This window comes from Pseudomonas sp. RIT-PI-q (assembly GCF_001297125.1).
GTDB lineage: Bacteria > Pseudomonadota > Gammaproteobacteria > Pseudomonadales > Pseudomonadaceae > Aquipseudomonas.
Genome location: NZ_LHPC01000070.1, coordinates 24,405 through 49,500, shown reverse-complemented (window position 1 = coordinate 49,500; position 25,096 = coordinate 24,405). Strand labels below are relative to the sequence as shown.

Here is a 25,096-nt window from a genome sequence, read left to right as displayed (position 1 = left end):
CATCAGGAATGTGCCGAGTAAAGCCATGACGGCTTGCTTGGCGAAAATATCCGCGGCAAACGGGTACACCGACTAACGAGCCAGCAGCAACACATCCCCTGTAGCAGCTGGCGAAGCCTGCGTTCGGCTGCGCAGCAGTCGTAAAACCAGCCGACGCGGTGCGTCAGACCCACCGCGCGCTCAGGGTTTACGACTGCTGCGCAGCCGAACGCAGGCTTCGCCAGCTGCTACACGGTTCGCGTTTTGGCTTGATTGATCGGTATGTTATGGGTCAGGCGCACAGCGCCAACCGCCAGTTGGGATAAATGTGCCGAGTGAAGCCATGACGGCTTCATTGGCGAAAATATCCGTGGCAAACGGGTCCACCGATGCTGGCAGCAGGCATTGGCCCGTGTTGGCGGGGAGCGTCGAGCATTCAATTGCCCATGGGGTTTGTCCGGCGTGATGCCGGCCAAAAGACAGTTCGCAGGCAAACAGGGAAGCAGGGTTTATTGAGCTTTCAAGTTGACTGAAATTTTCGCGCAAATGAGTGCCCGGTGTCAGCGGTGCAGGACGGCTGGCGGCGAACAGAAAATAGTCCCCGGCCAACAGCAGACAGCCCTGACGCGCTGGATCATCCATTGCTTGCAACCATTGACCACGACAAGCGCCGAGCGAGTCGGGCAATCGGTCCCATATTTCGTAATAGCTGTCGTCCAGCGCGGTTTCGATCAGGCACTCACTGGTTTCAAAATGCATGCGACCAATGTCTTCATCGCCACTGACCGGCTGATAGTCCAGTTTGCGATGCCATTGGCAAATGTCGGCATCAATCTGCGTCACCCCGGCGAAACCTTTCTGTTCACACAACGCCAGATATTGAGCGTGGCTGAGTGCTTCGAGCGCCAGACCTGGTAGCGGACTGGAGGGGATTCGCAGGTCGGCAAACAGTAGCGGTGTCTGTAGCCAATACACCGCCGTTTCACTGTCCGAAAGCCCTGAGCGATGCTGGATCAAACGCCGCTTCCAAACGCCACGGTAACTTTGCGCAACTTGCTGCATTGATAGTTCCTTTGTCAGTCGTGGCGATTGGGCAGATAGGGCGGCAGATACCGCCTCGCAGAGGCATCGAACACCCGCATGCCGTCCTCGGTCAACCCCATTGATCGTTCCCACACTCTACGTGGGAACGATCAGAAGCTCAGGCCAAACAGTAATCGATACCCGTCACCTGATTTTTGGTGAAATGTGCGAGCGACTACTCCGGCGGATCAATCTGATCCAGCACTCGATTGGCCGTGATCTCGGCCAGCATGATGCTGTTGGAAATCCCCAACAGCACATAACGCGACTCACCGTCGAGGTGATCCACCAACTGATGGACCATCACATCGACCGAGGCCAGCGTCTCGACCAGATAAACCACGAGGGATTCGATATCGCTCTCTGGGTCGACGGAAAAACCCTTGTAGGGTGTGCGCGGTGTGGCTTTGATGTCGGCAATTGATGCGAAGTGGAAATCGAGCGCAGCTTCGGCGGCGTCGTTGAGTTTTTTCGAACCGGGTTCGTACGGGGAAACGGGATCGGTTTCCGGCGGGTTGGGTGTAGGCTTTTTCATATTTCGGTACTCCAAAGATATGGAGCCATCACCGACTTGCGACTAAACAAGGGGGTGGCAGCTGTGCGCAGGTTAGTCGACCGGGGAGTACCAAACCGGCGCGCCCGAAGGCGCCCTACGCACAGCTACCATGAAGTGCAGGCATGAAACGACCTGACTGTTTGGACGCAAATACGCTTTGATACACCACGAGCGACTAAACCCGATCACTGATGGGCAGTGACAGGACTCAAGTTACCGATGGGCTCCAAAGCGCACAAGCCGGCGGATTCTGGCGTACCCGTAGGCAACGGCGCAAGGTTTTGTAGCTTTCAGGAAGTAACCTTGAGAGCTTTTAAACGCGCACACTCAAGAGATGTTTATTGATCGTAGGTGCGCGTCTTACAGGCGGTTGAAAACCTCGAAGAAGTAACAAGGGGGACAGATTTTTTTCAAAACAACGAAACTGACGAATTAAATCTGGCCATTTTTTCGCTTTTTTCGCCCGCTGGCTACTGAAGTCGATGCTTGGCGGTTACATACTAGCTCTTGTAAAAGTCGGCACTGAATAGCATCCAAACTCTAAGTCTTAGGACAGTCAGCTATGCTTCCGACTATTCACTGGCGTAATCAATAGAAGCTCGGAGAACCGTATGAGAGAGGTATGGGTCATTGGTTTGATGTTGTCGTTGGTGGGCGGTGGCATCGTATGTTGGGTTTTTCTACAAGCCCTTCGTTGGTGGCTGGGTGATTCGCCAAAGCCACGACTGTCGGAGGGGAGCAAGGGCGTCCCCCCCATGGATAACGGGTGTAATCGAACGGTTATTCTTCACCATATTAATTGGTCTTGAGGTGTCTGCGGGATCTACAGCCATGATTGGGTGGCTTGGCCTGAAACTAGCAACAAACTGGAACCATCCAGACCGGAAGGACACGCCGAAAGCTAGAACCTATGCACTATCCGCACTTCTAGGCGGCTTGATTTCAATGCTCTTCGCGATGCTCGGGGGGCTTATCTGTGCGGGCACGCTGGAGATCTAATACACGCTTGCAACTGACCGTCAAAATGCTGCTCATGCTTCACGTTAGCCTGCGGCAGTTTAGGTAACTGTAGAGCCGATGATGAAGCTGTGACTTTCGGTGTTGAGCATGGCTCTTTTTCTGTTTGCGGGGGCGCTAGCACTGAGAGCCATTGTTTCCAAAAAGGGGACAGGGACAAAATAAATCTGCCCCTTGGTCCCCGACATAAGATCAAGCTGTCGCTTGGGCAGATGTTAGAGCTCAGCCTCAAGAAACGATGATAGTTCAGCAGGATTCAAATTCAGCTAACTCATTAGAAAAAACTTTCGACATACCATTTCTATAAAAATCCTGAATACTTTCAATTGTCAAAAACTCATCTTGGGAGATGGCTACGGACAGGGCCACGAGGCGTTCTATCATTTTGGCACTAGTTTCTTTCTGCTTCAGCGCCTCACTCATCAACCCTGGTTTAAGACCTATACGATTGATCGAAACCACTTCATTATATCTACCAATATTAGCCTCAGCCCTATCCAATTTATTTTCAAAAAGAAGAATATGCCTATCTACCATCTGCAAACCAAATTCTCTGAATCGCTCTATACCATCAACATAAGACTTGATAGCCGCCTCGTTAATCTGGGACTGCTGAGCATCAAAGGTGTTTTGCTGCAGCGCCTGCATAGCCTTGAACTCCGAACGCTGCGTCGCCAATAACTCACGCTGCAAGGCAACTGTTTTTAAAACCGCCAACAATGTTATGAATGACACCAGCGGACCAAAAATTCCGCCAATATAACTACCAAAAGCAGACCAGTCGCTTTGATTTTTGGAAAACTGCCAACCAAAAACATCAACGTAATAAAATACAGCAACTGCTGCACATATTAGCAACACTAACGGAGTTATATTTATTAAATCTGATTCTAAATCAAATTTTTTATCTGTTATTTTTCCGCCATTTTCCATATATCGAGCCTTATTACAAATAACGATTCTATTCTCACTTATATACCTCACACGAGCCAAAATTGCCACCATATTGCCATTATCACAGAGGGCGGCATGCATGGGTAAAGCCATGGAGAAAAACACGACACAGCCCCCCTGGGTAGTGATCCACGGCGACATGATGCGCATGATCACCGCCCACGTGGCGATGGCCGCGCAGTTTTCCCTGTCCACACACTTGCGAGGACAACCACACTACTCCCCAACTTCTGCCGCCACCCGGCATGGAGCATCATTATAGAAACCGAAATTTGGCAGATACCGCCCCGCAGAGGCATCGAACACCCGCACGCCCTCCTCGGTCAACCCCATTGATCGTTCGCACGCTTGGCGTGGGAACGATCAGAAGCCCAGGCCAAACAGTAATCGATACCCGTCACCTGATTTTTGGTGAAATGTGCGAGCGATTACTCCGGCGGATCAATCTGATCCAGCACTCGATTGGCCGTGATCTCGGCCAGCATGATGCTGTTGGAAATCCCCAACAGCACATAACGCGACTCACCGTCCAGATGATCCACCAACTGATGAACCATCACATCGACCGAGGCCAGCGTCTCGACCAGATAAACCACGAGGGATTCGGTATCGCTCTCTGGGTCGACGGAAAAACCCTTGTAGGGTGTGCGCGGTGTGGCTTTGATGTCGGCAATTGATGCGAAGTGGAAATCGAGCGCAGCTTCGGCGGCGTCGTTGAGTTTTTTCGAACCGGGTTCGTACGGGGAAACGGGATCGGTTTCCGGCGGGTTGGGTGTAGGCTTTTTCATTGTGAATCTCCGTTTGCTGGTTGAACTGCTCCCATTCGTTTCCAGGCGAAAAGGTGGCAGCTGTACGCAGGCTGGAAACCCGGGGAAACGGCAACCCGGTAGACCCGAAGGTCTCCCGCGCACAGCCGCCATAACGGAGTGCACACTGTGAAAGCGCGCAAGCATAAGTTATGAAGGGCGCTTTTGCGCCATTTACACTTCGGGGTTTCCAGACCCGGCTGCTGAATAGTCAGCGGCACGGAAACGATAGAACCCAGCCCCACAGCGCACAAGCCGGCGGATTCTGGCGTACCCGTAGGCAACGGCGCAAGGTTTTGTAGCTTTCAGGAAGTAACCTTCAGGGCGTTTAAACAAGCACGCTCAAGCGATGTTTATTGATCGTAGGCGCGCGTCCTACAGGCGCTGAAAAACGCGATAAATTAAGGAAGCCACCGACATGTTCCAGGGTTGGACGTCGTAAATGTAGGGGGGAATGAGGGCTCTTGATTCAGTCAGTTTTCGGCCAGAAAGCAGACACTCAAAAAGCGTCCTGAACGATCAGGTTCTCATGTCATGAAATCGTCCAGCTGTCGTACCATCGGCCCATCGACAGAACGGAGGTTGATATGGGAAATGGTCAGGGCAAACGAGTCGTTGTCATTGGTGCAGGCATTGTGGGCGCGTCATTGGCGTATCACTTGGCAGGTAAAGGCGCGAATGTCACCTTGGTCGAGGCTGAAGGTATAGCTTCGGGAGTGACTGGCCGTTCATTTGCCTGGATCAATACCTCACACCCCGAACCTGACCCCATTGCGCAACTGCGCGGTTCTGCAATCAAGGAGTACCGTCGGCTCGAAACGCAGCTGCCTGGTCTGAAGATACGATGGACAGGTGCCTTGTCTTACGGCGTGATGGCGAATGGAGCGCTGCCGATCTCAGGTAACCAAGCTTCGGCAAACCGGGTGTCTCGATCGCAGATTCTCGACCTTGAACCAAATCTCAAGAACCCTCCTCAGTCTGCTTTATATGCGGCTGAAGAAGGGGCGCTGGATGCAGTGGCAGCTTCGCATGCGTTAATTGCAGGTGCCGAAGCCTATGGGGCGAAAATTCTCACCCAGACGCGAGTGCTCGGTTTTGTAACCCAGAGTGCAAAGGTGACAGGAGTCGAAACAACAATAGGCATCATCGATGCCGATATTGTCGTATTGGCAGCCGGGACAGGCATCACAAAGCTGACAGACATGCTTGAAGTGTCCCTGCCAATAGAGGTCTCGCCTGCCATTTTCATCCGTTACACGTCACAACCCAACCTCGTGCACACCCTCATCTCCAGCCCAGAAATGGAAGTGAGGCAAAGTTCGGATGGTGCGTTGCTGGCGGCAGAAGATTACCTGGACGACGCCATCGAAAATCAGCCTGCAGCGATAGCGCTTCGAACTGCCAAGACAATCCAGAACGAACTCCATGGTGTTGTTTCCATAGATCCGCAATGGGCGTGTGTCGGACTTAGGCCCATGCCTGCCGATGGCATCCCCATCATCGGTTATCTACCAAAAGTGGGCGGCGTCTATGTTTGTGCAATGCACCCTGGAATTACTTTGGCGGCGGTAGTGGGACGCCTTGCCAGCGAGGAGATCATCGATGACAAGGCGTCCAGTGCCCTTTGCCCATGCCGACCCGATCGATTTTTCCAAGCGTAGGGGATCCTCTGTGAGCTAGCAATCGGCCAAAAGTGGACGGTGGACACGGTGATGGCAAATGGATAGCTTCGTCAGAGGGCAGCAGTCCTTGCCGTCAACCTTGCTGCGTTTCTCCCTGAGCAATGTCGCATTTGCCGTGACCACTTCTAAGCCAACCTTACCGTTACGGAGCCTCTAAGACATGTCAAATATCGTCGCATGGACGCTGTTCTCCTTGGGTGTCCTCCATATTCCATTCGGTATTTTCAAGTTCAAAACAGCATTCGCCGCCGCTGTAGATTCTGGCTTCGTTGACCAATTCAGGGCGCACGAAGATCGCCGTACAGCCCTCTGGTTTACCATGCTGGGGCCGCTTTTTATGCTCGCAGGGCAGACAGCGATCCACGCCGTAGCCGTTGGCGATCTCGCGCTACTTAAAATTGTTGGCATCTATGTGCTTATGATCTCGATCATTTGCGTCATTGCTGTTCCGAAATCGGGGTTCTGGGCAACGCTGCTGGTTTCTCCGCTGATCATCGCGGCAGGGTATGGCTTTTACGCCTGACAAACGGCTCATCTTTCACGATAGGCAGCAATCGGCCAGGAGCTGCCATTCAACGCGACTCGATAATACTCACCCGACCGTGCATCATGATGCTCGCCATCATCTCCTGTGGCACCAGTGCCAGAAGAGCAGAACACTGTTATCGCGAATCAGGTATTTACACTGCCCGCCCCTGGCGAATGAGCCTATTGAAATGGAAGTCATCTCATGTTTGAACGTAACAAACTGGTTCCAGAGTTAATGGTCACTGACCTGAATAGCAGTCTGGCTTTTTGGGTGTCTTGCCTAGGGTTCGAAGTAGTTTATCAACGCCCAGAGGATGGATTCGCTTACCTCGACTTGCACGGTGCTCAAGTAATGCTTGAGCAGGTTGATCCGGACGCAGGCCAATGGCTGACTGCGCCCCTTACCAAGCCGTTTGGAAGAGGAATAAACCTGCAGATTGACGTTATGGCCGTAGTACCAATCATCCAAAAACTTGGCCAGGCTGGATTTCAACTCTATCGAGAATGCAAAGACACCTGGTATCGGGCTAGCAATGTAGAAGTAGGCCAACGCGAATTCATCGTCCAGGATCCCGATGGTTATCTTGTGAGGTTGGTAGAGCGGTTGGGTGAGCGGCCGGTTTGATGAATCTGAACACAGACCAGGGCGACCGTCCGTTTAGGGTCGGTTTCAGCCGGTCGTGGAAGGCAGAAATCGGCCAAAAGCGGACATGGAGCGCCAACGAAAGCGCAGTATCGCTATCCGTTGTATAGGCACTTTCCTGAAGAATAGGAAAGCGGGCTGTATAGAAGTGAAGTTGTGACTAGCCCATTAAAGCGAGCGACCACCATCAACAATAATTTCCGTTCCCACCGTCCAACGAGACTCGTCCGACGCGAGGTACAAAACCGCCTTAGCTACTTCTTCAGGCGTGCCAAAACGGCCAAATGGGATAGTCGCAGCAATATCTTTGTTGACCTGCTCGCGGTAGGCATCGGGTATACCTGCCTTGTCGTACAGCGGCGTGTCGATCGGACCAGGGCTGACCGCATTTACTCGAACACCACGGGGTAGAAGCTCGCTAGAGAGCGTTTTCGACATGTTCAGAAAGGCAGCCTTTGTTGCGGCATAAATGGATGAACGCGCGGCGCCCAGATGCGCACTTACCGAGGTGTTAAGAACCACCGATGCAGGACTAGAGAAGGTCGGCAGCAGTGCTTGCAGAAGGAAGTAAGGGCCTTTGACATTGATGTCGAAGGAGCGATCAAACATCTCCTCGTTCCAGTCTTCGATTGGCTTCCAGACGGATACGCCAGCATTGAGGAAGGCAACGTCGAGCTGCCCGTAATGAGACTGAACAGCCTGCGCCAGCTCCTTCTGGGCTGCGACACTCGCTGAGTCGGCTCGCAGCACCAGGACTTCGCTACCTAAAATAGCTTGAGCATTTGCCATGGACTCAGGATTAACACCTGTGACGATCACGCGTGCGCCTTCGGCGAGAAATTGCTTGGCGGTCTCCAGACCGATGCCGCTCGTACCACCAGTGATGAGGGTACGCTTGCCTTGTAAACGGGACATGTAAATTTCCTCTCTTTTGGGGCGGCCAGCCGGACGACTGACCTTCTGAGAGCAACTATGTATTCATGCCAGTGCGCTGATAAGATGGGCAAATCGAATAGATCTCATGCAAAATCTGCATGAAAAGGGGCGTGATGGACCGGTTGTTACTGATGAGCTGTTTTGTTCGCGCTGTCGAGACAGGTAGTTTTTCTGCTGCGGGACGTGATCTAGGACTAGGGCAACCGAACGTCAGTCGTTACGTCGCTGCTCTTGAAAACCATTTGCAAACCAGGCTGCTTCACCGATCCACACGAAAGCTGATGCTCACGCCCGAGGGTGAACGGTACTACGCAGATGCGCGGCGTATTCTGGACTCAGTGGAACAGTCAGAGTCCTCACTGAGAGGGAACGTAACGCCGTCTGGGTTACTGCGCGTCGCTTGCCCTACCGCATTGGCTCACACCTTCATCGTACCGCACGTCGCGAGCTTTATAGGGCGCTATCCCGAACTGTCGCTCGATCTTCAAATCAATGATCGCTACGTCAATTTAGTCGACGAGGGGGCAGAACTCGCGATTCGTATTGGGCACCTGGAGGACAGCGCAATGCGAGCCCGGCCACTAGCGTGGTTCGAGCGTGTGTGCGTTGCCAGCCGTGCGTACCTAGAGAAACGTGGCTCTCCCTCCTCGCCTGATGACCTGAAGGAACACGATTGCCTCATTTATACCCTCCTATCCACTGGAACCAACTGGCGGTTTAAGGATACTGATGTCCCGATCTCCGGACGACTGCGTGTCAACTCGCCTGAGGCGATACGTGAATACGTCAATGCAGGATTGGGAATCGCGCAGGGGCCTCAATGGCTTTATGAGGAAGGGCTGAGAAGTGGCAATCTTCAATTGCTGCTTAACGAATACGTGGCGCCACCCGTCCCGATCCAAATCGTATACTTAGCGAATCGGCTGCTGCCCCAGCGAGCCATCGTTTTCATGGATTTTATGACGGATGTTTTTGCTGCATTCCATGAGCGCCCAAAGTAGCCTCCTAGCCCACGGCCAGGGTGCGAACGGAGAACCATCAGCATGGCGGCCCCTTAGGCGAAAATCGCTGCACACTCACCATTCTTGCTCGTCAACGGGGCTTTAAGTAGTCACACCGGACTGCAGGGCTTGCCTCTCAAAAGTGTCCTGATTTATTGCCAACGCCGATTTGATACATCTCTAAATCAAAGGTGCAACGCTCATCTCATGCGGTTAAGAAAACGGGGGCAGATTTATTATTTGGATCACCGACCGCTTCAGGCCGATAGCAGCCCTTCGCGACGGGCAGGAACCAGTCAAGAGCAACTAAACTCAAGCATTGGTTCACAATGCCGTTAACTGCCCAGACCACCACTGCCTCAACCCCCCCCGCCTAACGCCCCACCAACAAACTCCCCAACAAATCCTCCAACCCCATCGGTTTAGCAAAATAATACCCCTGCGCCTGCCCTGCCCCCATCTCCCGCAGCAACACCAACGTCGCCTCATCCTCAACCCCTTCCGCCACCACGCTCAGGTCCAACGATTCCGCCATCCGTACAATCGCCCGCACGATCGCGCGGCTGCGTGCGCTGGTGGTCAGTTCGAGGATGAACGACTTGTCGATCTTCAAGCCGCTGAAACGGTATTGATGCACATAGCTCAGGGATGAAAACCCGGCACCAAAGTCATCGAGCACTACCGACATACCGTTGTCGGCCAGTTGCTGCATTGTCAGTCGGGCGATGGCTGGCTCCGCCACCAGCGCACCTTCAGTCAATTCCAGGCAGATGCGCGAGGGCGCGACGTTGTACCGCGCCAGCAGGGCAAGCACGTCACTGGCGAAGTCCGGGCGGGTCATGCTGTAGCTGGAGCAGTTGACGTGCACCGGCGGCCAGTTGGCGTGCTCGGGTTGGGCGAGGATTACGGCGATGCTGGTGAGCATGTACAGGTCCAGTCGACCGATCAGGCGCAAGCCCTCGACGTCCGGCAAGAACTCGCCCGGCGCGATCACCCGGCCGCCCGGTTGATGCCAGCGAATCAGGGCTTCAAGGGCCAACAGTTCGCCGGTTTCGACGCTGACAATCGGCTGGAAATACGGCAGCAGTTCGTCGGTGCGTTTGAGCGCGTTGCGCAAGGCCCCTTCGCGCTCGACCTGGTCCGAGACTTCGCGGCGCACTTCCTGGTTGAACACCGCGTAGCTGTCGCGCCCGGCACTCTTGACCCGGTACATCGCCGCGTCGGCATCGCGCAGCAAGTCGGCTGGCTCGTCATGGAACTGACTGTCGGCGCTGACAATGCCAATGCTGCAGGACGAAAAAACTTCATGGCCATTGATGACAAACGGCAGGTCAAACGCCACCAGGATCCGTTCGGCGATGTCGATCACCACGTCCAGCGGTGCCTCCGGGGCGAGCACCGAAAACTCATCGCCGCCCAGGCGCGCCAGCATGTCGGTGTCACGCAGACAACCGCGTAAACGGTGGGCGGCCTGCATTAACAGCAGGTCGCCAAAATGGTGGCCGAGGCTGTCGTTGACCAGCTTGAAACGGTCAAGGTCGATGAACATCACCGCCAAGTGCCCGCCTTCGCTGCCGAACTGCGACCAGGCCTGATTGAGGCGCTGTTGCAGGTAGGTACGATTCGGTAGCCCGGTCAGTGCATCGTGGGAGTTTTCGTGTTGCAACTTGGCATTGGCGTGATCGAGTTCGCGAGTGCGGTTCTGCACCCTGGCTTCAAGCTTGAGGTTGGCGGCATGGATCGCTTCGGCGGCGGTGCGTCGTGATAACGCGGTGTCGATGTGCCGCGACACGAACGTCAGGAGTTCCTGGTGACGCAAGGTGTACTGCACCTGCGAGGTATAGCTTTGCACCGCCAGCACACCACGCACCACATCGCCATCGAACAATGGAATGCCCAGCCAGGAGTAGGACCGGACGTACTCATCGGCCAGTTCAATCTCACCGTGCGCAGACAATCGCTCAGCTTCATCCGAGTCAATCAGGCAAGGTCGACGCTGACGGATAACGTACTCGGTCAGGCCCCGGCGCCCACGCCGTGCCACCGGACAGGTGGTCTGCCGCTCATCGACATAATAGGGAAAGGTCACTTCACTGGTCGTGTCGTCGAACAGCGCAATGTAGAAGTTCTGCGCGAACAGCAAATCACCGACGATGCCATGCAAGGTTTGAAACAGCTCAGCCATGTCGCCAGGCTGGCTCGACAGCTCGGCAATCTGGAACAGCGCGCTCTGCAGATGTTCGGCGCGTTCGCGGTCTGCCACTTCCTGGCGTAAGGCGGCGTTGAGTTCTGAAAGTTCCAGGGTGCGGCGCATCACAATTGCTTCAAGGTCCTCGCGGTGCAGGATCCGGTCCAGCGCCATCGCCACGTGGCGGGCCACCACCAGAAACAGCGCGCGGTCCTCAGCGCTGTAGGTACGAGCCACGTCGTAGACCTGCATCGCCAGCATGCCAAAGACGTCATCCGAGGCGTTTTTCAACGGTGCGCCCATCCAGAACTCGGGACGATCACCCACGCAGTAGAAACGGCCCTCGGCCTGCGCCGCGAGAATGCCGGCGGCGTCGATCAACAATGGCTGGCCCGTGGTCAACACCTGGCCGGTCAACGACAAATGCGAACGGTCAAGGTACTCGTAGTTCTCGGACTCCAGGGCATCCACGTCGATGATGTCGACGTAATACGGGTAATCAATTTTGCCACTGTGCGGGTCATACAGCGCGAGGTAGAAGTTCTCGGCGTCGATCAGGCTCGCCAGCAGCCGGTGAACCCCCACCAGAAACACTGAGCGGTCGCGGGTCGAACTGGCCAGGTAGGTAATTTCGTACAGCACACGTTGAGTAATCTGCGCACGGGCCAGGGTATTGGTCTGGACCTCAACGCCCAGGCGCTGGGCAAACTCGGCGAGCGCCGGTTCTGCGGCATCCTCGACTGGCGCGAGTAGCCAACCCAGCACAGTTTCGCCTCTACCGGTCGGCCACCGATGCAAGCGCCAGGTCAGGCAAAAGGCTTCAAACTCTTCATTCGCAACGATTGACGGCCACTGCACCCGGGGGTCGCCCTGCCCGACCAGATGCATTTGTTCACCGGCGCGGTAAACCACCCACGCGGTGGTATGAGTCCAGCTGCGCGCAGAGTTCAGTAATTGTTCGATGGTGTCCCCGTTGCAAGCGTAGGCCATGCCGACACTATTCAGGTTCCCTTTCAGTTGAGATGCGACCACGTCGCAATCGTTCGATTGCCGCAGGGAGTCGGTCAATGGACGAAAACTCATCAGCGCTCCCTGAGCCAAAACTGGCGATACTCACTTACTGGTTGCTAGCAATGTGCCAGTGGGTTTCACATTTAAAGCTTATAGCTGTTTTTTTCAATAGTTTTTATTTGCTTTAGTGCCAACACAAAAAAAGCCCCGCGACCGAATGCGGTGCGGGGCAAAAAATTGGTTGGTTGCGGCCAACCAAAGGAGCTCTATGAAAAGCGCTTACCGGCCGGGGTCAGATGCAATCCTGAGCGGCGCGCTCAAAACTTGAAGGCAGGAAGTTCGAGGCCAGCAAATGCCGCTCGTAGATGAACACCTTGCCGCCGTTCCCGGCCTTGTAGGCCTCCAGCACGTTGTCCGCCGAGACTTTGCTCGGCACCACGATCCGGTAGCTGCGCTGGGTCTGCGAGACAGTCGGGTTCAACGCACTGCCCTGTAATTTCGGTACGACGCAATCGGCGTATTGGGCAGGGGTTTTGCTGGTCTGCAAAGTCAGGGTCGGATCGTTCGGCGCGGAGGCACAACCGGCGAGCAGCAACGAGGCAAACGCCATGGCAGGCACGAATAAAGGGCGCATCGGTCTCATCCTGAAAATAAAAGATTCGGCTCATCAAGCAACGGAAACGGAACTGCACATTTCTTGAGCCGCGTGTTCGATGGAAGTGATTTTCCGACTATTGCCGACAAAGCAGAACTTGCGTTTAGTGATGGTCACTATTACTTCTAGCAATAGTTGCGCGCCGTGCGAACGGACGCACACTCAATCAAACCTGGAAAAGATGGATGAGGATCGCTCCTTGAGAACTTTTGACCTGATTCGCGACGCCGTTTTGCCCGATTTCCGAGACCGGGTGGCCGAGTACCTGATCCAATATGAAACCGTACTGTTGTGCGAAAACGCGCCCGACCCGGAGCTTACACGGGCCACCGCCAATCAATTGCGCGGTTATTTGCGCGGGTTGAATACCACACGGGTGTTGGGCATGGCGGATTGGGAGGAGCTGGATCGGCGGGTGGTTAATACGTGGCTTTAGTGCCTGACTAAATACAGTCTCGACCTACCGGGCTTCACAGCCCGCAACTCCCACGCAAATTTGACGACAATTCGCCGGCGGGCCAACTGCCTGGAGTCGGTAAAGTTATTTCGCATTCAATTTTGCTTACCGTCAAATCTCCAACTACAAATGATATGTGGTGTGGAGTGCGTCCAAATCTTGACAGTGGCTGTCATGGGTCGGACGTCCGATAGATGGCAGCGTTAGGGATGGTCAGACACATGGCTCAAGGAAAATACCGCTCCGACATTGATGGGCTGCGGGCTGTGGCGGTGATAGCGGTACTTTTGCATCACCTCAACACCGGTCTGCTGCCAGGGGGGTTCGTTGGCGTTGACATCTTCTTTGTCATCTCCGGCTTTTTGATCACCTCCCAGGTTTTTTCCGAGGTCAAGCGCAATGCCTTCTCGCTGAAGGGTTTTTATCAGCGCCGCATCAATCGCATTGTTCCTGCATTGGTAACGGTGTTGTTGGCGACTGTGATCGTCGGGGCTTTTATCCTTTCGCCGGTCGACCTGATCCGGCTGAACGTCAGCGCACTGCTCTCGTTGCTGGGCGTCTCGAACATCTATATCTGGGTCAAGTACGGCAACTATTTCGCCGCCGACGCCAGTGAAGCGCCTCTGCTGCATACTTGGTCACTGGGTATTGAAGAGCAGTTCTACCTGATCTGGCCGCTGTTCATCGTGTTGCTCTATCGCTTGGCGCCGCGTTACGTGCTGCCGGTGTTGGCCATTGGCGTGGTCGCCGCGGTGGGCGTTTCAGAATACGCGACAGGCGTCTTTGCAACAGCCGCCTACTATCTGCTGCCTACGCGATTTTTCGAGTTGATGCTGGGCGGGCTGCTGGGGATCTACCTGCATCAACCCCGTATCATCGGGAAGCTGACAGCCCATGGTCTTGCGCTGGCCGGCTACCTGTTGATCGGTTTTTCGTTGTTCGCCTTGAACCCCAACTCGACCTTCCCCGGGATCAACGCGCTGATCCCATGCCTGGGGGCTGCATTGCTGATCCTGGCTGGCAGCGGCGACACGCGCTCGCGTTTGCTCACCAGCCGGCCAATGGTGTTTATCGGCCTGATTTCCTACTCGCTGTATTTGTGGCACTGGCCGTTGATTGCCTACCTGAGCTACCTGGAGATCCCCATCGATTTGCCTGTCGGGGCGATGCTGGTCACGGTCTCGCTCATTCTCGCGTGGTTATCCTGGCGTTATGTCGAGGTGCCCTTTCGACGCAACGGAGCAACGTGGCACTTTTCCCGGGTCTTCGCCCGTCGATTCGCCTTTCCGGCACTGGGTCTGGCCACGCTGGCGGTATTGAGCCTGCTATTTCACGGCTTTCCGCAACGTTTCAGCCCTGATGTTTCGCTACTTGAAGCGATGACCCAGCAGAAGCCGAGCGAGATTCGTAGCGGATGCCACGTCACTAACGCGCTATACAGCACCGGACCTAATGACGCGTGTCGTTTGGGGGTCAAAAAAGCAGAGCTGGACGGCATCATGATCGGTGATTCGTTTGCCAATCACTTCACCGGCATGGTCGACCTTCTGGCCAAGCCCAACAACCTCTCGATCATGGACTACACCATGGACTCGTGCCCGCCGATCATCGGCTACACCGTCGACATGTCCGAGGTCTATGCCGCCCATTGTGCAAAACGCAACGAACGGGCGTTCAGCCTGATCGAGCAGAACCATTACCGCTATGTGGTGCTGGCAGCAATCTGGCCCAGGGATGCGATTGCCAAAGACATGGTCGAAGCGAGTATCAAGCGGGTGGTGGAACACAGCGGCGAGGTCATCGTCATCTTGAGGAATCAGCACATCGAAAAAGCCGCCAGTTGCCCGATCCGCCACTTGATGTTCGGCACCGACCACAATTGCACGGTCGCCCAAAGTGCCATAGCGCCCTATTGGGCTGACATACGGGTGAAATTCCCGCAGGTGCACTTTATCGATCCCAATCAAGTGATCTGCCCGCAAGGCGTGTGCAGCCCGATAATCCAGGGCCAACTGCTGTACCTGGATGACTCGCACTTGAATGAAGTCGGTTCGCGTTTTATCGGTCGCACGTTACTGGACCGAGGCTACTCGTTACTGCACGACCCGGTGGCTCCCCCACATGCTGCCGCGACGAAGTTTGATGCCACCGCTCACCTATAGGGGCGCGCGCCTGACCCAAGGCCGGCGCGCATTGAGCCCCCGGCCATTGTCCGTCACGACGGTTATCCGCGCCGCGTATCGACCACTCGCCTGACCTGATTCAACAGATGATCGACATCCTCGGCGGTGGTTGCGAACGAGGTCACAAAGCGAACGATGTTCGGCCCCCAGCGATCATGGTAGAACCCGAAACCGGCCTTGAGCAGGGCTTCGATGATTGCCGAATCGAGCTTGCAGAACAGGATGTTGGCCTCGGTGTCGCCCAATACTTCGACGCCTCTCAGACCGGCAAGCCCACGCGCCAGGCGCCGGGCGGCACCGTTGGCCTGGCGTGCGTTACGCAGCCACAGGTCGTCGGTCAGGTACGCATCGATCTGCGCCGAAAGAAAACGCATCTTGGACAGGAGGTGGCCGGAGCGCTTGCGGCGATAGCTCATCTCGGTGGCAAGCGTGGGATTGAACAGGACGATCGCTTCGGCGGCCAGCGCACCATTCTTGGTAGCCCCAAAGGACAACGCATCCACCCCGGCTTTCCACGTCATCTGCGCTGGGGAGCACTCCAGGGAAACCAACGCGTTGGCGAATCGGGAGCCGTCCATGTGAAACCCCAGGGCGCTGGCTTTGCACACCTCACCGATGGCGGCGATTTCGTCCAGGTTGTAGAGGCTACCGACTTCAGTGGCCTGGGTAATGCTGACGCACGCAGGTTGGGTCGTGTGCACGTCGCCCACCTTTTCACGTGTCCGTTCGCGCAGGCGGGCAATATCCAGCTTGGCCGATGGGCCTTCGATGGTCATCAGCTTTGCGCCGTTGGAAAAGAACTCGGGTGCGCCGCACTCATCGTTGTTGATATGGCTGGCCGGATGGCAATAGATGTTGCCCCAAGACGGCGTCATCACACTCAGGCACAGGCTGTTGGCGGCGGTGCCTGTGGGGACGAGAAAGACGTCAACGTCGCGCTCGAATATTTCGCTGAGCTTGAGTTTTACCCGCAGGGACAATTCGTCCGTGCCGTACGGACTTGCCTGGCCGGTGCTGTGTCTCACCATGGCTTGCGCCACCTCTGGCGAAGCCCCCGCGATGTTGTCGCTTGCAAAACCCAGTGCGGGCGGTCTGTTTGATTCACCGTTCATCTTCGTGTCCTCGGCTGCCCGGGCGAAGATGATTCGCCCGGTGTTGCGCATCCTAGGGAGAGGGACGGTGCTCAGGCTTGTAAAAAATTGACGGCCGCCGAAATGCCGAAACTCAATTCCTGTAACGTGACGGCGCAACGCCGAAGGCGTGTCGAAAAGCACGATTGAAATGGCTTTGATCGTAAAACCCGACCGCGTGGGCAACCTCGATGATCGGCGTTTCGCTGCGCGACAGCAGGCCACAGGCCTGTTCAAGACGCAGTCGCAGCAGCCATGCATGCGGCGTCATCCCGATGGTCCGTTTGAACTGTTTGAGGAACGAAAACTGGCCCAGCGCACACAGTCCCGCGAGGTCATCGAGGGTAATTCGCTGATCGATGTGACTGAAACAATAGTCCCTGACGCGTGACCATTGCAGGGGCGAGAGTGCTCCTGAAATCGCCTCGGGCTTGATCACCCGAGACTGACGCAACAGACATTCAACGAGGGTGAGCCATTGCGTCTGCACCGCAAGACCGCCAGGTCCAATGGCCTGTTGCATGACCTCGTGCAAGCCGCGCAGATTGCCGACAAGCCCGGTGTTTTCGAGCAACATGCCAGCCAGCTCCAGGCCCTTGGGCCGACCGCTGATTTCCTCAGTGAGGCTCGCGACCAGAGCCTGGGACAGACGGAATGTCTTGAGCGTGTAGGCGCCACCGCCCTCGGCCACGCCATCGTGGATTTCGCCCGGCGGCATCAGGGCAATATCGCCCGGTCCTAACAGAAACGACTCGCCTTTGGATCGGTGACGCTGGATGCCTTCGGTAACAAAGCCAACGTGGAAGTCGAGGTGATAATGGCGATCGAAACCGGAATCCGTCAGGCGCGCCGAGCCCAGCACCAGGCCAGGCACTTCGCTAACGTGATGGTAACTTGCGTGCTCAGTCATGGAACCCATACCAGGATCGGCGGCGAGGAAGGCCGACAAATTCTAGATCTGCGCGAGATATAGAGCTACAGCTTGTCAGCTTTTGGCGGTCGTGAAGCACTGCAAACCCGAAGGAGCCCTTCATAGCTTGCAGCTGACGGCCAAAAGCAGCCTGTGGACGGAGCGAAAGCAAATGAGTAGCTATGCTTGGTCTATTGCCGGAACTGATTGAGCAGATTGGGGCGTTGTCACCCCACTTGGGGTCAATTTAGAGTCAGGCCCAAAGAGGAGTCCGCCATGACCGTAGTCGATCGCCTCAGATATTTGCGCGTCGTTCTAGTTTTGGCTGGCCTCGCATGCCTTGCTCTCTACCCGCTTATGTTGTTCTGGCCGTCCGGCTGGGCCTGGCACGTCGGTCACTCGGACTACCCGATGATGATCGTTGGTATCTACGCCACACTTGGCGTGTTCTTGATCCTGGCCGCACGTGATCCATTAGCTAATCTGAGCCTGATCTGGTTCACCGTGTGGTCTAGCGCCGTACACGGAGGAATCATGGCCGTCCAGACGGCCACCCAGCCGGGGCAAATGGGGCACTTGGCAGGTGACGTGCCGGCGCTCTTCATCGTGGCGGTCGCGTTGGCCATCTTGACGCCTCGCTCGCCATTGGCCGCTCGGCCCCGGACACACAATGGGGCCTAAGAGCAGGTTTGACTGTCAGGATCGGGACGAAAATCGCGTTTCTACGCAATTCTTTGGCCTGCTGATCTGATCAACCGAGCGCCGACAGATTTTACGTAGCAACGCAGTATTCAAGACTGTGCCCGTGTTTTTTTCACAGCCTGGGGCGTTTTCTGCCTGTCACGACTGACCGGTTTGGGTCGGTAGCCGCCCTGGGTGACAGGCAGCTATCGGAGGGGCTGGTCGCCGACGACTAGTGCGGCGCCGGGTTTACGAGCACACGTAGTCGACCTGATAGCGCGCGATGCGTGAATTGCCCAGCTCGCCCCTCACCCGCAGATGTTCAGGGTGGGAGGCGTAGGCATCGAGCGCTTCCTGCGAATCAAACTCGCTGTAGAGCACCACGTCGCAGGCATAGTCGATCCGACTCAAATCCACGCCGACCTCAATCTTCAGAAGTCCAGGTATCAGTCCGGCGAGCCCTTCAAAACGTTCCTTGAGGAACAGGCAAGCTTGCCTGTGCTGTTCAGGCGTTTCGCCCTCCAGGTTCCACATCACGATGTGCTTGATCATCGCTGTCTCCTTGCGGTGCCAGTCATGCCTGCCATATCAACCCTTGCTCTTCTGATACACGTCTACGAATACCGCCGCCAGCAACACAGCGCCTTTGATCATCTGCTGGTAATCGATGCCAATACCCATGATCGACATGCCATTGTTGAGCACACCCATGATGAAAGCGCCGATCACCACACCGACGACCTTGCCAACCCCACCGGACGCGGAGGCGCCACCGATGAACACCGCGGCGATCACATCCAGCTCGAACCCGGTGCCGCCGCGCGGTGTCGCGCTGTTGAGGCGGGCAACGAAAATCAGCCCGGCCACCGCCGCCAGCACGCCCATGTTGACGAAGGCGAAGAAGGTCACCCGCGAGGTGTTGATCCCCGACAGCTTGGCGGCCTTGAGATTGCCACCCACCGCATAGATCCAGCGACCGATGACGGTGCGGGTCATGACGAAGGTGTACACGCCGATCAACACACTCATGATGACCAGCACCGTAGGGATGCCGCGGTAGGTCGAAAGCAGGTAGCAGAAGTACACGATGAGCGCTGCGACCAGGCCATTTTTCAACGCGAACAGGGTCATCGGGGCGACATTGCCGCCGCTCTTGAGGGTGCGTTTGCGACTGCGATATTCGACCACCCAGAACGCCACTGCAACGGCAATCCCCAAGAGCAACGAGGTAATGCGCAGGTTTTCACCGGCAAAGACGTCCGGGATAAAGCCTGAACTGATCGCCGAAAAAGCTGGCGGAAACGGCCCGATCGACTGCCCTTGGGAGATCGCGATGGTCGCACCGCGAAAGATCAACATGCCGGCCAGGGTGACAATGAATGACGGCATGCCCCACACCGCCACCCAGTAACCCTGCGCCGCGCCAATCAGCGCACCCGCCGCCAGGCAAATGATCGTTACGCTGAAGAAGTCCAATCGATACTGGACCATCAGCACCGCGGCCAGCGCGCCGATCACGCCCACCACCGAACCGACCGAGAGGTCGATGTGGCCACAGACGATCACCATCAGCATGCCCAGCGCCATGACCACGATATAGCTGTTCTGCAACAACAGGTTGGTCAGGTTGAGCGGCTGCATCAGCGCCCCGCCGGTGGCCACCTGGAAGAACACCATGATGACGATCAACGATGCCAGCAGACCGTATTCGCGCGCGCCGCGCTTGAATGACGTGAGCGCCGTTGGTTTGGATGTGAGAGGTACGCTGACTTCGCTCACTGGATCACCTCATTTTTCATGATTGCGTGCATGATTTTTTCCTGCGATGCCTCTGCGATCGGAAACTCGCCGACAAAGCGCCCTTCGTTCATCACATAAATGCGGTCACAGGTCCCCAGCAACTCGGGCATTTCCGAGGAAATCATCACCACTCCCCTGCCCTCGCTGACCACCTGATTGACCACCGCGTAAATCTCGTACTTGGCCCCGACATCGATGCCGCGAGTGGGCTCGTCCAGAATCAAGACCTTGGGATCGGAAAACAGCCACTTACCCAGCACGACCTTCTGCTGGTTACCCCCGGAGAGCTTGTCCACCGTCTGCAAGACGTCCGGGCTGCGAATGCGCAGGCGCGTCTGGAAATCGACCGCCACCGCCGTCTCCGCCAGCTCGTTCATCACCCAGCGCTTGGACACGGCAGCGAGGTTGGCCATGCTGGTGTTGCGGGTGATGCTTTCACCCAGTACCAGGCCGGCGCCCTTGCGGTCTTCGGTGGCGTAGGCCAAACCGTGATCGATGGCCTTGCGCACGGTGCCAAGGTCGACGTCACGCCCTTCCAGACGCGCCTTGCCACGGATGTTCAAGCCATAGGAGCGGCCAAATACACTCATGGCGAATTCGGTACGGCCTGCGCCCATCAACCCGGCAATGCCCACCACTTCGCCCCGACGCACGTGAAAATTGATGTTGCGAATGCGGTCACGTCCAGAGTGCTCCGGGTCGCCGACCGACCAGCCTTCAACCTCGAACAGCTTTTCGCCAATGGCGGGCACGCGCTTCGGATAACGGTCCGAGAGTTCGCGGCCGACCATCGAGCGAATCACCCGGCCTTCATCGATAGGCTCGGCGCGGCAGTCGATGACGTCGACGGTACTGCCATCGCGGATCACGGTGATCTCGTCGGCTACCCGCCCAATCTCATTGAGCTTGTGCGAGATGATGATCGAGGTGATGCCACGCCCCTTGAGCTCGAGCATCAGCTTGAGCAAGGTGTCGCTGTCTTTTTCGTTGAGGCTCGCGGTCGGCTCATCAAGAATCAGCAGGCGTACGTCCTTGGCTAGCGCCTTGGCGATTTCCACCATCTGCTGCTGGCCGATGCCGAGGTTGCCCACCAGGGTCTGCGGCCGGGCATCGAGGCCGACCCGCGCGAGTAACTCGCGGGCCCGCAGGTGCGCTTGATCCCAGTCGATCACGCCATGACGCGCAATCTCGTTACCGAGGAACAGGTTCTCGGTGATCGACAGCATCGGCACCAACGCCAATTCCTGGTGAATGATGCAGATGCCCAGCGCCTCACTGTCGCGCAACCCCTGGAACGTTCGCGGCGCGCCATCGAAGACGATTTCACCGGTGAAGCTGCCATGCGGATAGACGCCGCTGAGGATCTTCATCAGGGTCGATTTGCCAGCGCCATTTTCACCGCAGATCGCATGGATTTCGCCATCGCCGACCTTGAGGTTGACCCGGCTGAGTGCCTTCACCGGGCCGAAGCATTTCTGGATATCACGCATGTCGAGAATCGTTTTTGTCATTTTCTCTCTCCTGCCAGCACGCACCGATCGCGAACTGCCTTAGCGCAACTGCTCAGGCGTATAGAACTTGGTGTCATCGACGAGGACTTTCTGCCAGTTGTTGCCATCGACCAATTGCGGGGTCAGCAACTGGGTCGGCACGATCATCGAGCCGTTGTCGTAGGACGTGGAGTCGTTGACCACGACGGTCTTGCCACTCAAGGTCGCGTCCATCATCTGCGCGGCGGCTTCGGCGAGGGCGCGGGTGTCCTTGAAGATGGTCGAGGACTGGTCGCCGCGAATGATCGACTTGATGCTGGAAATCTCGGCATCCTGGCCGGTCACGATCGGCATCGCTTGCTTGCCCGTGCCATAGCCCACACCCCGCAACGAAGACACCACGCCATTGGCGATCTGATCATTCATGGCCAGTACCGCGTCCAGGTGGGCGGTGCCGTAGAAAGCGCTGAGCAGGTTATCCATGCGCGCCTGGGCCTGGGCACCGTCCCAGTTCGGCGTGGCGACTTTGTCCAGGTCTTGCTGGCCGCTGCGAATCACCAGCTTGCCACTGTCGATGAAAGGCTTGAGCTGCGACATCACGCCCGCGTACACCACATGGGCGTTGTTGTCGTCCGTGGAGCCGGCGAAAATCTCCAGGTTGAACGGGCCTTTGCCCTGCTTGAGCTGCAGCTTGTCGACGATGGACTGGCCCTGCAGCACGCCGGTGCGGTAGTTGTCGAAGGTGACGTAGTAGTCGAAGTCTTTGGTGTTGCGGATCAGGCGATCATAGGAAATGACCTTGATGCCTTTCTCCTTGGCCTGCTTGAGCACATCGGCCATGGTCGTGCCATCGATCGGCGCGACGATCAGGCCCTTGATGCCCTTGACCATCATGTTTTCGATTTGCGACAGCTGGGTCGGCGCTTCGTACTGGGCGTATTGCAAGTCGGTGTCGTAACCGAGTTTTTTCAACGAATCGACGATATTGCTACCGTCCGAGACCCAGCGCGCTTCGGTTTTCGAGGGCATGGCAATGCCAATCGTGCCCTTGGTGCTGGTTTCATTCTTCGAGCAGGCACTGACGGCCAGGCCCAACACGACTGCCGCGGCAACCTTGATGATCGTATGCATGGTGTCCTCTTCTTTTTGTTGTTGGCATTTCTCGGGGATGCAACTGCCCTTCCGGCTCTGTTGACAGAGCCGGCGGGGGCGTTTCGCCTACGGGATTACAAACTGCTAATTAGCCAGGATGACTTCCTGGCCATTCAACTCAGCGGACTCGAACAGCGCTTCGAGGATCACGTTGATGTTGTGCGCCTGGCTGGCCGGCACCGTCGAAGGGCTGCCGGTGCGCAACGACTGGACGAAGGCAGCGGCTTCGCGATCGAAATACACCGGGTTACCGATCTCGGCGATTTCCGGGGAATAGACGGTTTTGCGCACCGCCCAGATCTCCGGAAAGCTGTTCTCGTTCCAGTGCGTCCAGCCTTGCTGATGGCCGTTCTTGCCATCGTGGTACAGCTTGTACGACGCCGGCATCGGCGTGGAATGCATCACACCGTGAGTACCGTAGGCGGTAATGTCCCAACTCTCGGTCCAGGGCATCGGGTCCCAGGACATGAAATCGATGGTGATCAACTTATCATCGTAATTGAGCACCGCGCCCACGGCGTCCTCGCGCGCCGAATCGCTCATCTGCCCGGCGAACTTGGTAATCCGCGCATTGACCGATTTGGGCATACCGAAGTGCAGCAGCAAACGGTCGATGGTGTGGCAGCCAATCACATAAAAGGCACCGCCACGGTCGCCCGGTTGCTTCATGTGGTTGGTGTCGGCTTCGTCGTGTGAACAGCCAGCGTGCGCGCGAACCTGCAGCACTTTGCCGATTTCGCCGCTCTGCAGAACCTGCTGCATTTTTTCCACCGATGGCGCGTAGCGCCAGCAGTAGCCGACCTGGAACAACCCGCCGGTACGCTCGACCGCGTCGACGATGCGGGTGGTGTCGATGGTGCCGCGGCCCGCCGGTTTTTCGCAGAGCACAGCCTTGCCGGCCTCCAGCGCTTCGATGGCCCAGTCGGCCATCAAGTAGCTCTTGGGGTGCACCAGCACCACGTGCACGTTCGGGTCAGCGAGGATTTCTTCCTTGCTGCGGGCCTGCAAGTCCAGCGCATCACAGAACGGATCCAGCAGAGGGCTGTCGTCATAGGCGCCAAGAAACTGCACGCCGGGTATGCGCTTGAAGGCTTTGACGCGGCCCGACGTGTGTGGGTGGGTAATCCCCAGGCAGGCCACACCGATAGTGGCGCCATTCTCAAGCTTGTAAGACATGATGTTCTCCAGGTGTTCTTGTCCGAAATAGCCGATGACCGTTCAGGCTCAGAGCCTGACCGCGCGCCCGGTCTTGACCGATTCGACTGCGGCATCGGCCAGCTGCAAGGCCTTGAGACCATCCTGTACGGTGGTCGGCATCGGCGTGCCCTTCACCAGCGCTTCGATGTAGGCATCGAGTTCGGCTTTGTAGGCCTGCTGATAACGCTCAAGGAAGAAGTTCAGCAGCGGCTCGCGCGCATCGGTGACGTCCTGGTTCCAGCGACGGATTGTCGTCGGACGCAGGTTATCCATCTGCAACATGCCTTTGGAGCCGAACACTTCGATGCGCTGGTCGTAGCCATAGACCGCCTGGCGGCAGTTGTTGATATGGCACTGTTTGCCCGACGCCGTTTGCATCTGCACCATGGCGGTGTCGTAGTCGTCGTACTTTTCCATCATCTGCGGATCGATCAGGCGGCTGCCGATAGCGGTCAGCTCAACGGGTTCTTCGCCCAGCAACCAGCGACCGATGTCCAGGTCATGGATGGTCATGTCGCGGAAGATACCGCCCGAATGCTGGATATAGTCTTCCGGTGCCAGACCTGGATCGCGGCTGCTGATGATCACCTGGCGCACTTCGCCGATATCGCCGGCATCGATAGCCGCGCGCATTTCAGCGAACGTGGACTCAAAGCGGCGGTTGAACGCCAACATGACCCGCCCATTCAGGCGCTCCACTTCCTCTACCGCGGCCAGGCTCTTGGCCATATCGAGGTCGATCGGCTTTTCGCACAGCACCGCTTTGCCCTGGCGCACGGCACGCAGCATCAGGCTGATATGGGTGTGGGTCGGGGTGCCGATGACGATGGCTTGGACATCATCGCGATCGATGGCCGCTTCGCAGTCGAGCATGGCGTCGGCACCGAAAGCGTCGGCCAGACTCTGAGCGGCATCGCCGAACGGGTCCGCTACCACGACGAGCTTGGCGAACTTGCTGGCAGCCACGTTGGCTGCGTGGATCTTGCCGATACGACCGGCGCCGAGAACTGCGATACCTACCATTTGTTATCTCCTTGAAACGCTATTGTTCGATGTT

22 protein-coding genes are annotated in these 25,096 nt (G+C 56.7%); 7 read left to right on the top strand and 15 right to left on the bottom strand.

The window, feature by feature from the left end:
• Nucleotides 1–264: 264 nt before the first annotated feature.
• From AEQ67_RS31760 to AEQ67_RS31745, 4 genes are all read right to left on the bottom strand, one after another.
• Nucleotides 265–1,041 (bottom strand): hypothetical protein, encoded by a 777-nt coding sequence (locus AEQ67_RS31760; protein WP_059407692.1) that lies wholly within the window; start codon nt 1,039–1,041, stop codon nt 265–267.
• A gap of 196 nt (nt 1,042–1,237) precedes the next feature.
• The gene (locus AEQ67_RS31755) at nt 1,238–1,597 is read right to left on the bottom strand and encodes a DUF6124 family protein (RefSeq protein ID WP_059407691.1); all 360 of its coding nucleotides are present in this window, start codon (nt 1,595–1,597) and stop codon (nt 1,238–1,240) included.
• A gap of 1,284 nt (nt 1,598–2,881) precedes the next feature.
• A complete protein-coding gene (locus AEQ67_RS31750) occupies nt 2,882–3,739 on the bottom strand; it encodes a hypothetical protein (RefSeq protein WP_152974943.1) in 858 nt (285 codons plus the stop codon).
• 278 nt (nt 3,740–4,017) lie between these two features.
• Nucleotides 4,018–4,377, bottom strand: a complete 360-nt coding sequence (locus tag AEQ67_RS31745) for a DUF6124 family protein (protein WP_059407689.1) — start codon at nt 4,375–4,377, stop codon at nt 4,018–4,020.
• A gap of 605 nt (nt 4,378–4,982) precedes the next feature.
• Here AEQ67_RS31745 and AEQ67_RS31740 point away from each other — a divergent pair.
• The 3 genes from AEQ67_RS31740 to AEQ67_RS31730 all read left to right on the top strand — a co-directional run bounded on the left by AEQ67_RS31740 (nt 4,983) and on the right by AEQ67_RS31730 (nt 7,230).
• Nucleotides 4,983–6,056 (top strand): NAD(P)/FAD-dependent oxidoreductase, encoded by a 1,074-nt coding sequence (locus tag AEQ67_RS31740; RefSeq protein WP_059407688.1) that lies wholly within the window; start codon nt 4,983–4,985, stop codon nt 6,054–6,056.
• A gap of 181 nt (nt 6,057–6,237) precedes the next feature.
• Nucleotides 6,238–6,600: a DUF6463 family protein gene (locus AEQ67_RS31735; RefSeq protein WP_059407687.1), complete on the top strand. Its 363-nt coding sequence runs from the start codon at nt 6,238–6,240 to the stop codon at nt 6,598–6,600.
• A gap of 207 nt (nt 6,601–6,807) precedes the next feature.
• A complete protein-coding gene (locus tag AEQ67_RS31730; RefSeq protein ID WP_059407686.1) occupies nt 6,808–7,230 on the top strand; it encodes a bleomycin resistance protein in 423 nt (140 codons plus the stop codon).
• Nucleotides 7,231–7,416: 186 nt separating this feature from the next.
• Here the strand turns inward: AEQ67_RS31730 and AEQ67_RS31725 are convergent, their stop codons facing one another.
• Complete coding sequence (locus AEQ67_RS31725; RefSeq protein WP_059407685.1) at nt 7,417–8,163, bottom strand: SDR family oxidoreductase; 747 nt, start codon at nt 8,161–8,163, stop codon at nt 7,417–7,419.
• Nucleotides 8,164–8,297: 134 nt separating this feature from the next.
• Here AEQ67_RS31725 and AEQ67_RS31720 point away from each other — a divergent pair, with 134 nt between their 5' ends.
• The gene (locus AEQ67_RS31720) at nt 8,298–9,185 is read left to right on the top strand and encodes a LysR family transcriptional regulator (RefSeq protein WP_059407684.1); all 888 of its coding nucleotides are present in this window, start codon (nt 8,298–8,300) and stop codon (nt 9,183–9,185) included.
• A gap of 373 nt (nt 9,186–9,558) precedes the next feature.
• Here AEQ67_RS31720 and AEQ67_RS31715 read toward each other — a convergent pair whose 3' ends face one another.
• Entirely contained in the window at nt 9,559–12,456 is a 2,898-nt protein-coding gene (locus tag AEQ67_RS31715) for an EAL domain-containing protein (RefSeq protein WP_059407683.1), read from the bottom strand.
• A gap of 220 nt (nt 12,457–12,676) precedes the next feature.
• Complete coding sequence (locus AEQ67_RS31710) at nt 12,677–13,018, bottom strand: hypothetical protein (protein WP_059407682.1); 342 nt, start codon at nt 13,016–13,018, stop codon at nt 12,677–12,679.
• A 220-nt stretch (nt 13,019–13,238) separates the two neighbouring features.
• Here AEQ67_RS31710 and AEQ67_RS31705 point away from each other — a divergent pair, with 220 nt between their 5' ends.
• Both AEQ67_RS31705 and AEQ67_RS31700 read left to right on the top strand, forming a co-directional pair.
• Complete coding sequence (locus AEQ67_RS31705) at nt 13,239–13,475, top strand: hypothetical protein (RefSeq protein WP_059407694.1); 237 nt, start codon at nt 13,239–13,241, stop codon at nt 13,473–13,475.
• A 242-nt stretch (nt 13,476–13,717) separates the two neighbouring features.
• On the top strand, nt 13,718–15,658 hold the full coding sequence (locus AEQ67_RS31700; RefSeq protein ID WP_059407681.1) for an acyltransferase family protein: 1,941 nt from the start codon (nt 13,718–13,720) through the stop codon (nt 15,656–15,658).
• Nucleotides 15,659–15,720: 62 nt separating this feature from the next.
• Here the strand turns inward: AEQ67_RS31700 and AEQ67_RS31695 are convergent, their stop codons facing one another.
• Nucleotides 15,721–16,791, bottom strand: coding sequence for a threonine aldolase family protein (locus AEQ67_RS31695; RefSeq protein WP_059407693.1), 1,071 nt, complete (start codon nt 16,789–16,791; stop codon nt 15,721–15,723).
• A gap of 112 nt (nt 16,792–16,903) precedes the next feature.
• A complete protein-coding gene (locus AEQ67_RS31690; protein ID WP_059407680.1) occupies nt 16,904–17,719 on the bottom strand; it encodes an AraC family transcriptional regulator in 816 nt (271 codons plus the stop codon).
• A gap of 276 nt (nt 17,720–17,995) precedes the next feature.
• On the opposite strand from AEQ67_RS31690, the gene AEQ67_RS31685 reads away from it, so the two are divergent.
• Nucleotides 17,996–18,400: a DUF6632 domain-containing protein gene (locus AEQ67_RS31685; RefSeq protein WP_059407679.1), complete on the top strand. Its 405-nt coding sequence runs from the start codon at nt 17,996–17,998 to the stop codon at nt 18,398–18,400.
• A gap of 249 nt (nt 18,401–18,649) precedes the next feature.
• Here the strand turns inward: AEQ67_RS31685 and AEQ67_RS31680 are convergent, their stop codons facing one another.
• The 6 genes from AEQ67_RS31680 to iolG all read right to left on the bottom strand — a co-directional run bounded on the left by AEQ67_RS31680 (nt 18,650) and on the right by iolG (nt 25,062).
• Nucleotides 18,650–18,952 carry a Dabb family protein gene (locus tag AEQ67_RS31680; protein WP_059407678.1) on the bottom strand — a complete coding sequence of 101 codons (303 nt, stop codon included), beginning with the start codon at nt 18,950–18,952 and terminating at the stop codon, nt 18,650–18,652.
• A 36-nt stretch (nt 18,953–18,988) separates the two neighbouring features.
• Nucleotides 18,989–20,179, bottom strand: a complete 1,191-nt coding sequence (gene mmsB, locus AEQ67_RS31675; protein ID WP_059407677.1) for a multiple monosaccharide ABC transporter permease — start codon at nt 20,177–20,179, stop codon at nt 18,989–18,991.
• On the bottom strand, nt 20,176–21,711 hold the full coding sequence (gene mmsA / locus AEQ67_RS31670) for a multiple monosaccharide ABC transporter ATP-binding protein (protein WP_059407676.1): 1,536 nt from the start codon (nt 21,709–21,711) through the stop codon (nt 20,176–20,178). Before mmsA ends, mmsB begins: the two co-directional genes overlap by 4 nt.
• Nucleotides 21,712–21,750: 39 nt before the next feature.
• Complete coding sequence (gene chvE, locus AEQ67_RS31665; protein ID WP_059407675.1) at nt 21,751–22,821, bottom strand: multiple monosaccharide ABC transporter substrate-binding protein; 1,071 nt, start codon at nt 22,819–22,821, stop codon at nt 21,751–21,753.
• Between the two features lie 105 nt (nt 22,822–22,926).
• Complete coding sequence (locus AEQ67_RS31660; RefSeq protein WP_269084772.1) at nt 22,927–24,054, bottom strand: Gfo/Idh/MocA family protein; 1,128 nt, start codon at nt 24,052–24,054, stop codon at nt 22,927–22,929.
• 12 nt (nt 24,055–24,066) lie between these two features.
• Nucleotides 24,067–25,062 carry an inositol 2-dehydrogenase gene (iolG, locus tag AEQ67_RS31655; RefSeq protein WP_059407673.1) on the bottom strand — a complete coding sequence of 332 codons (996 nt, stop codon included), beginning with the start codon at nt 25,060–25,062 and terminating at the stop codon, nt 24,067–24,069.
• Between the last annotated feature and the right edge of the window lie 34 nt (nt 25,063–25,096).

What these genes read in the sequence shown, in the direction of transcription:
- AEQ67_RS31680 (WP_059407678.1), bottom strand. Translation starts at nt 18,952, where the DNA reads ATGATCAAGCACATCGTGATGTGGAACCTGGAGGGCGAAACGCCTGAA.
- AEQ67_RS31750 (WP_152974943.1), bottom strand. Translation starts at nt 3,739, where the DNA reads ATGCGCATCATGTCGCCGTGGATCACTACCCAGGGGGGCTGTGTCGTG.
- AEQ67_RS31685 (WP_059407679.1), top strand. Translation starts at nt 17,996, where the DNA reads ATGACCGTAGTCGATCGCCTCAGATATTTGCGCGTCGTTCTAGTTTTG.
- AEQ67_RS31735 (WP_059407687.1), top strand. Translation starts at nt 6,238, where the DNA reads ATGTCAAATATCGTCGCATGGACGCTGTTCTCCTTGGGTGTCCTCCAT.
- AEQ67_RS31725 (WP_059407685.1), bottom strand. Translation starts at nt 8,163, where the DNA reads ATGTCCCGTTTACAAGGCAAGCGTACCCTCATCACTGGTGGTACGAGC.
- iolG (WP_059407673.1), bottom strand. Translation starts at nt 25,062, where the DNA reads ATGGTAGGTATCGCAGTTCTCGGCGCCGGTCGTATCGGCAAGATCCAC.
- AEQ67_RS31760 (WP_059407692.1), bottom strand. Translation starts at nt 1,041, where the DNA reads ATGCAGCAAGTTGCGCAAAGTTACCGTGGCGTTTGGAAGCGGCGTTTG.
- AEQ67_RS31700 (WP_059407681.1), top strand. Translation starts at nt 13,718, where the DNA reads ATGGCTCAAGGAAAATACCGCTCCGACATTGATGGGCTGCGGGCTGTG.
- AEQ67_RS31695 (WP_059407693.1), bottom strand. Translation starts at nt 16,791, where the DNA reads ATGAACGGTGAATCAAACAGACCGCCCGCACTGGGTTTTGCAAGCGAC.
- AEQ67_RS31690 (WP_059407680.1), bottom strand. Translation starts at nt 17,719, where the DNA reads ATGACTGAGCACGCAAGTTACCATCACGTTAGCGAAGTGCCTGGCCTG.
- AEQ67_RS31745 (WP_059407689.1), bottom strand. Translation starts at nt 4,377, where the DNA reads ATGAAAAAGCCTACACCCAACCCGCCGGAAACCGATCCCGTTTCCCCG.
- AEQ67_RS31715 (WP_059407683.1), bottom strand. Translation starts at nt 12,456, where the DNA reads ATGAGTTTTCGTCCATTGACCGACTCCCTGCGGCAATCGAACGATTGC.
- AEQ67_RS31755 (WP_059407691.1), bottom strand. Translation starts at nt 1,597, where the DNA reads ATGAAAAAGCCTACACCCAACCCGCCGGAAACCGATCCCGTTTCCCCG.
- AEQ67_RS31740 (WP_059407688.1), top strand. Translation starts at nt 4,983, where the DNA reads ATGGGAAATGGTCAGGGCAAACGAGTCGTTGTCATTGGTGCAGGCATT.
- chvE (WP_059407675.1), bottom strand. Translation starts at nt 22,821, where the DNA reads ATGCATACGATCATCAAGGTTGCCGCGGCAGTCGTGTTGGGCCTGGCC.
- AEQ67_RS31720 (WP_059407684.1), top strand. Translation starts at nt 8,298, where the DNA reads ATGGACCGGTTGTTACTGATGAGCTGTTTTGTTCGCGCTGTCGAGACA.
- mmsA (WP_059407676.1), bottom strand. Translation starts at nt 21,711, where the DNA reads ATGACAAAAACGATTCTCGACATGCGTGATATCCAGAAATGCTTCGGC.
- AEQ67_RS31710 (WP_059407682.1), bottom strand. Translation starts at nt 13,018, where the DNA reads ATGCGCCCTTTATTCGTGCCTGCCATGGCGTTTGCCTCGTTGCTGCTC.
- AEQ67_RS31730 (WP_059407686.1), top strand. Translation starts at nt 6,808, where the DNA reads ATGTTTGAACGTAACAAACTGGTTCCAGAGTTAATGGTCACTGACCTG.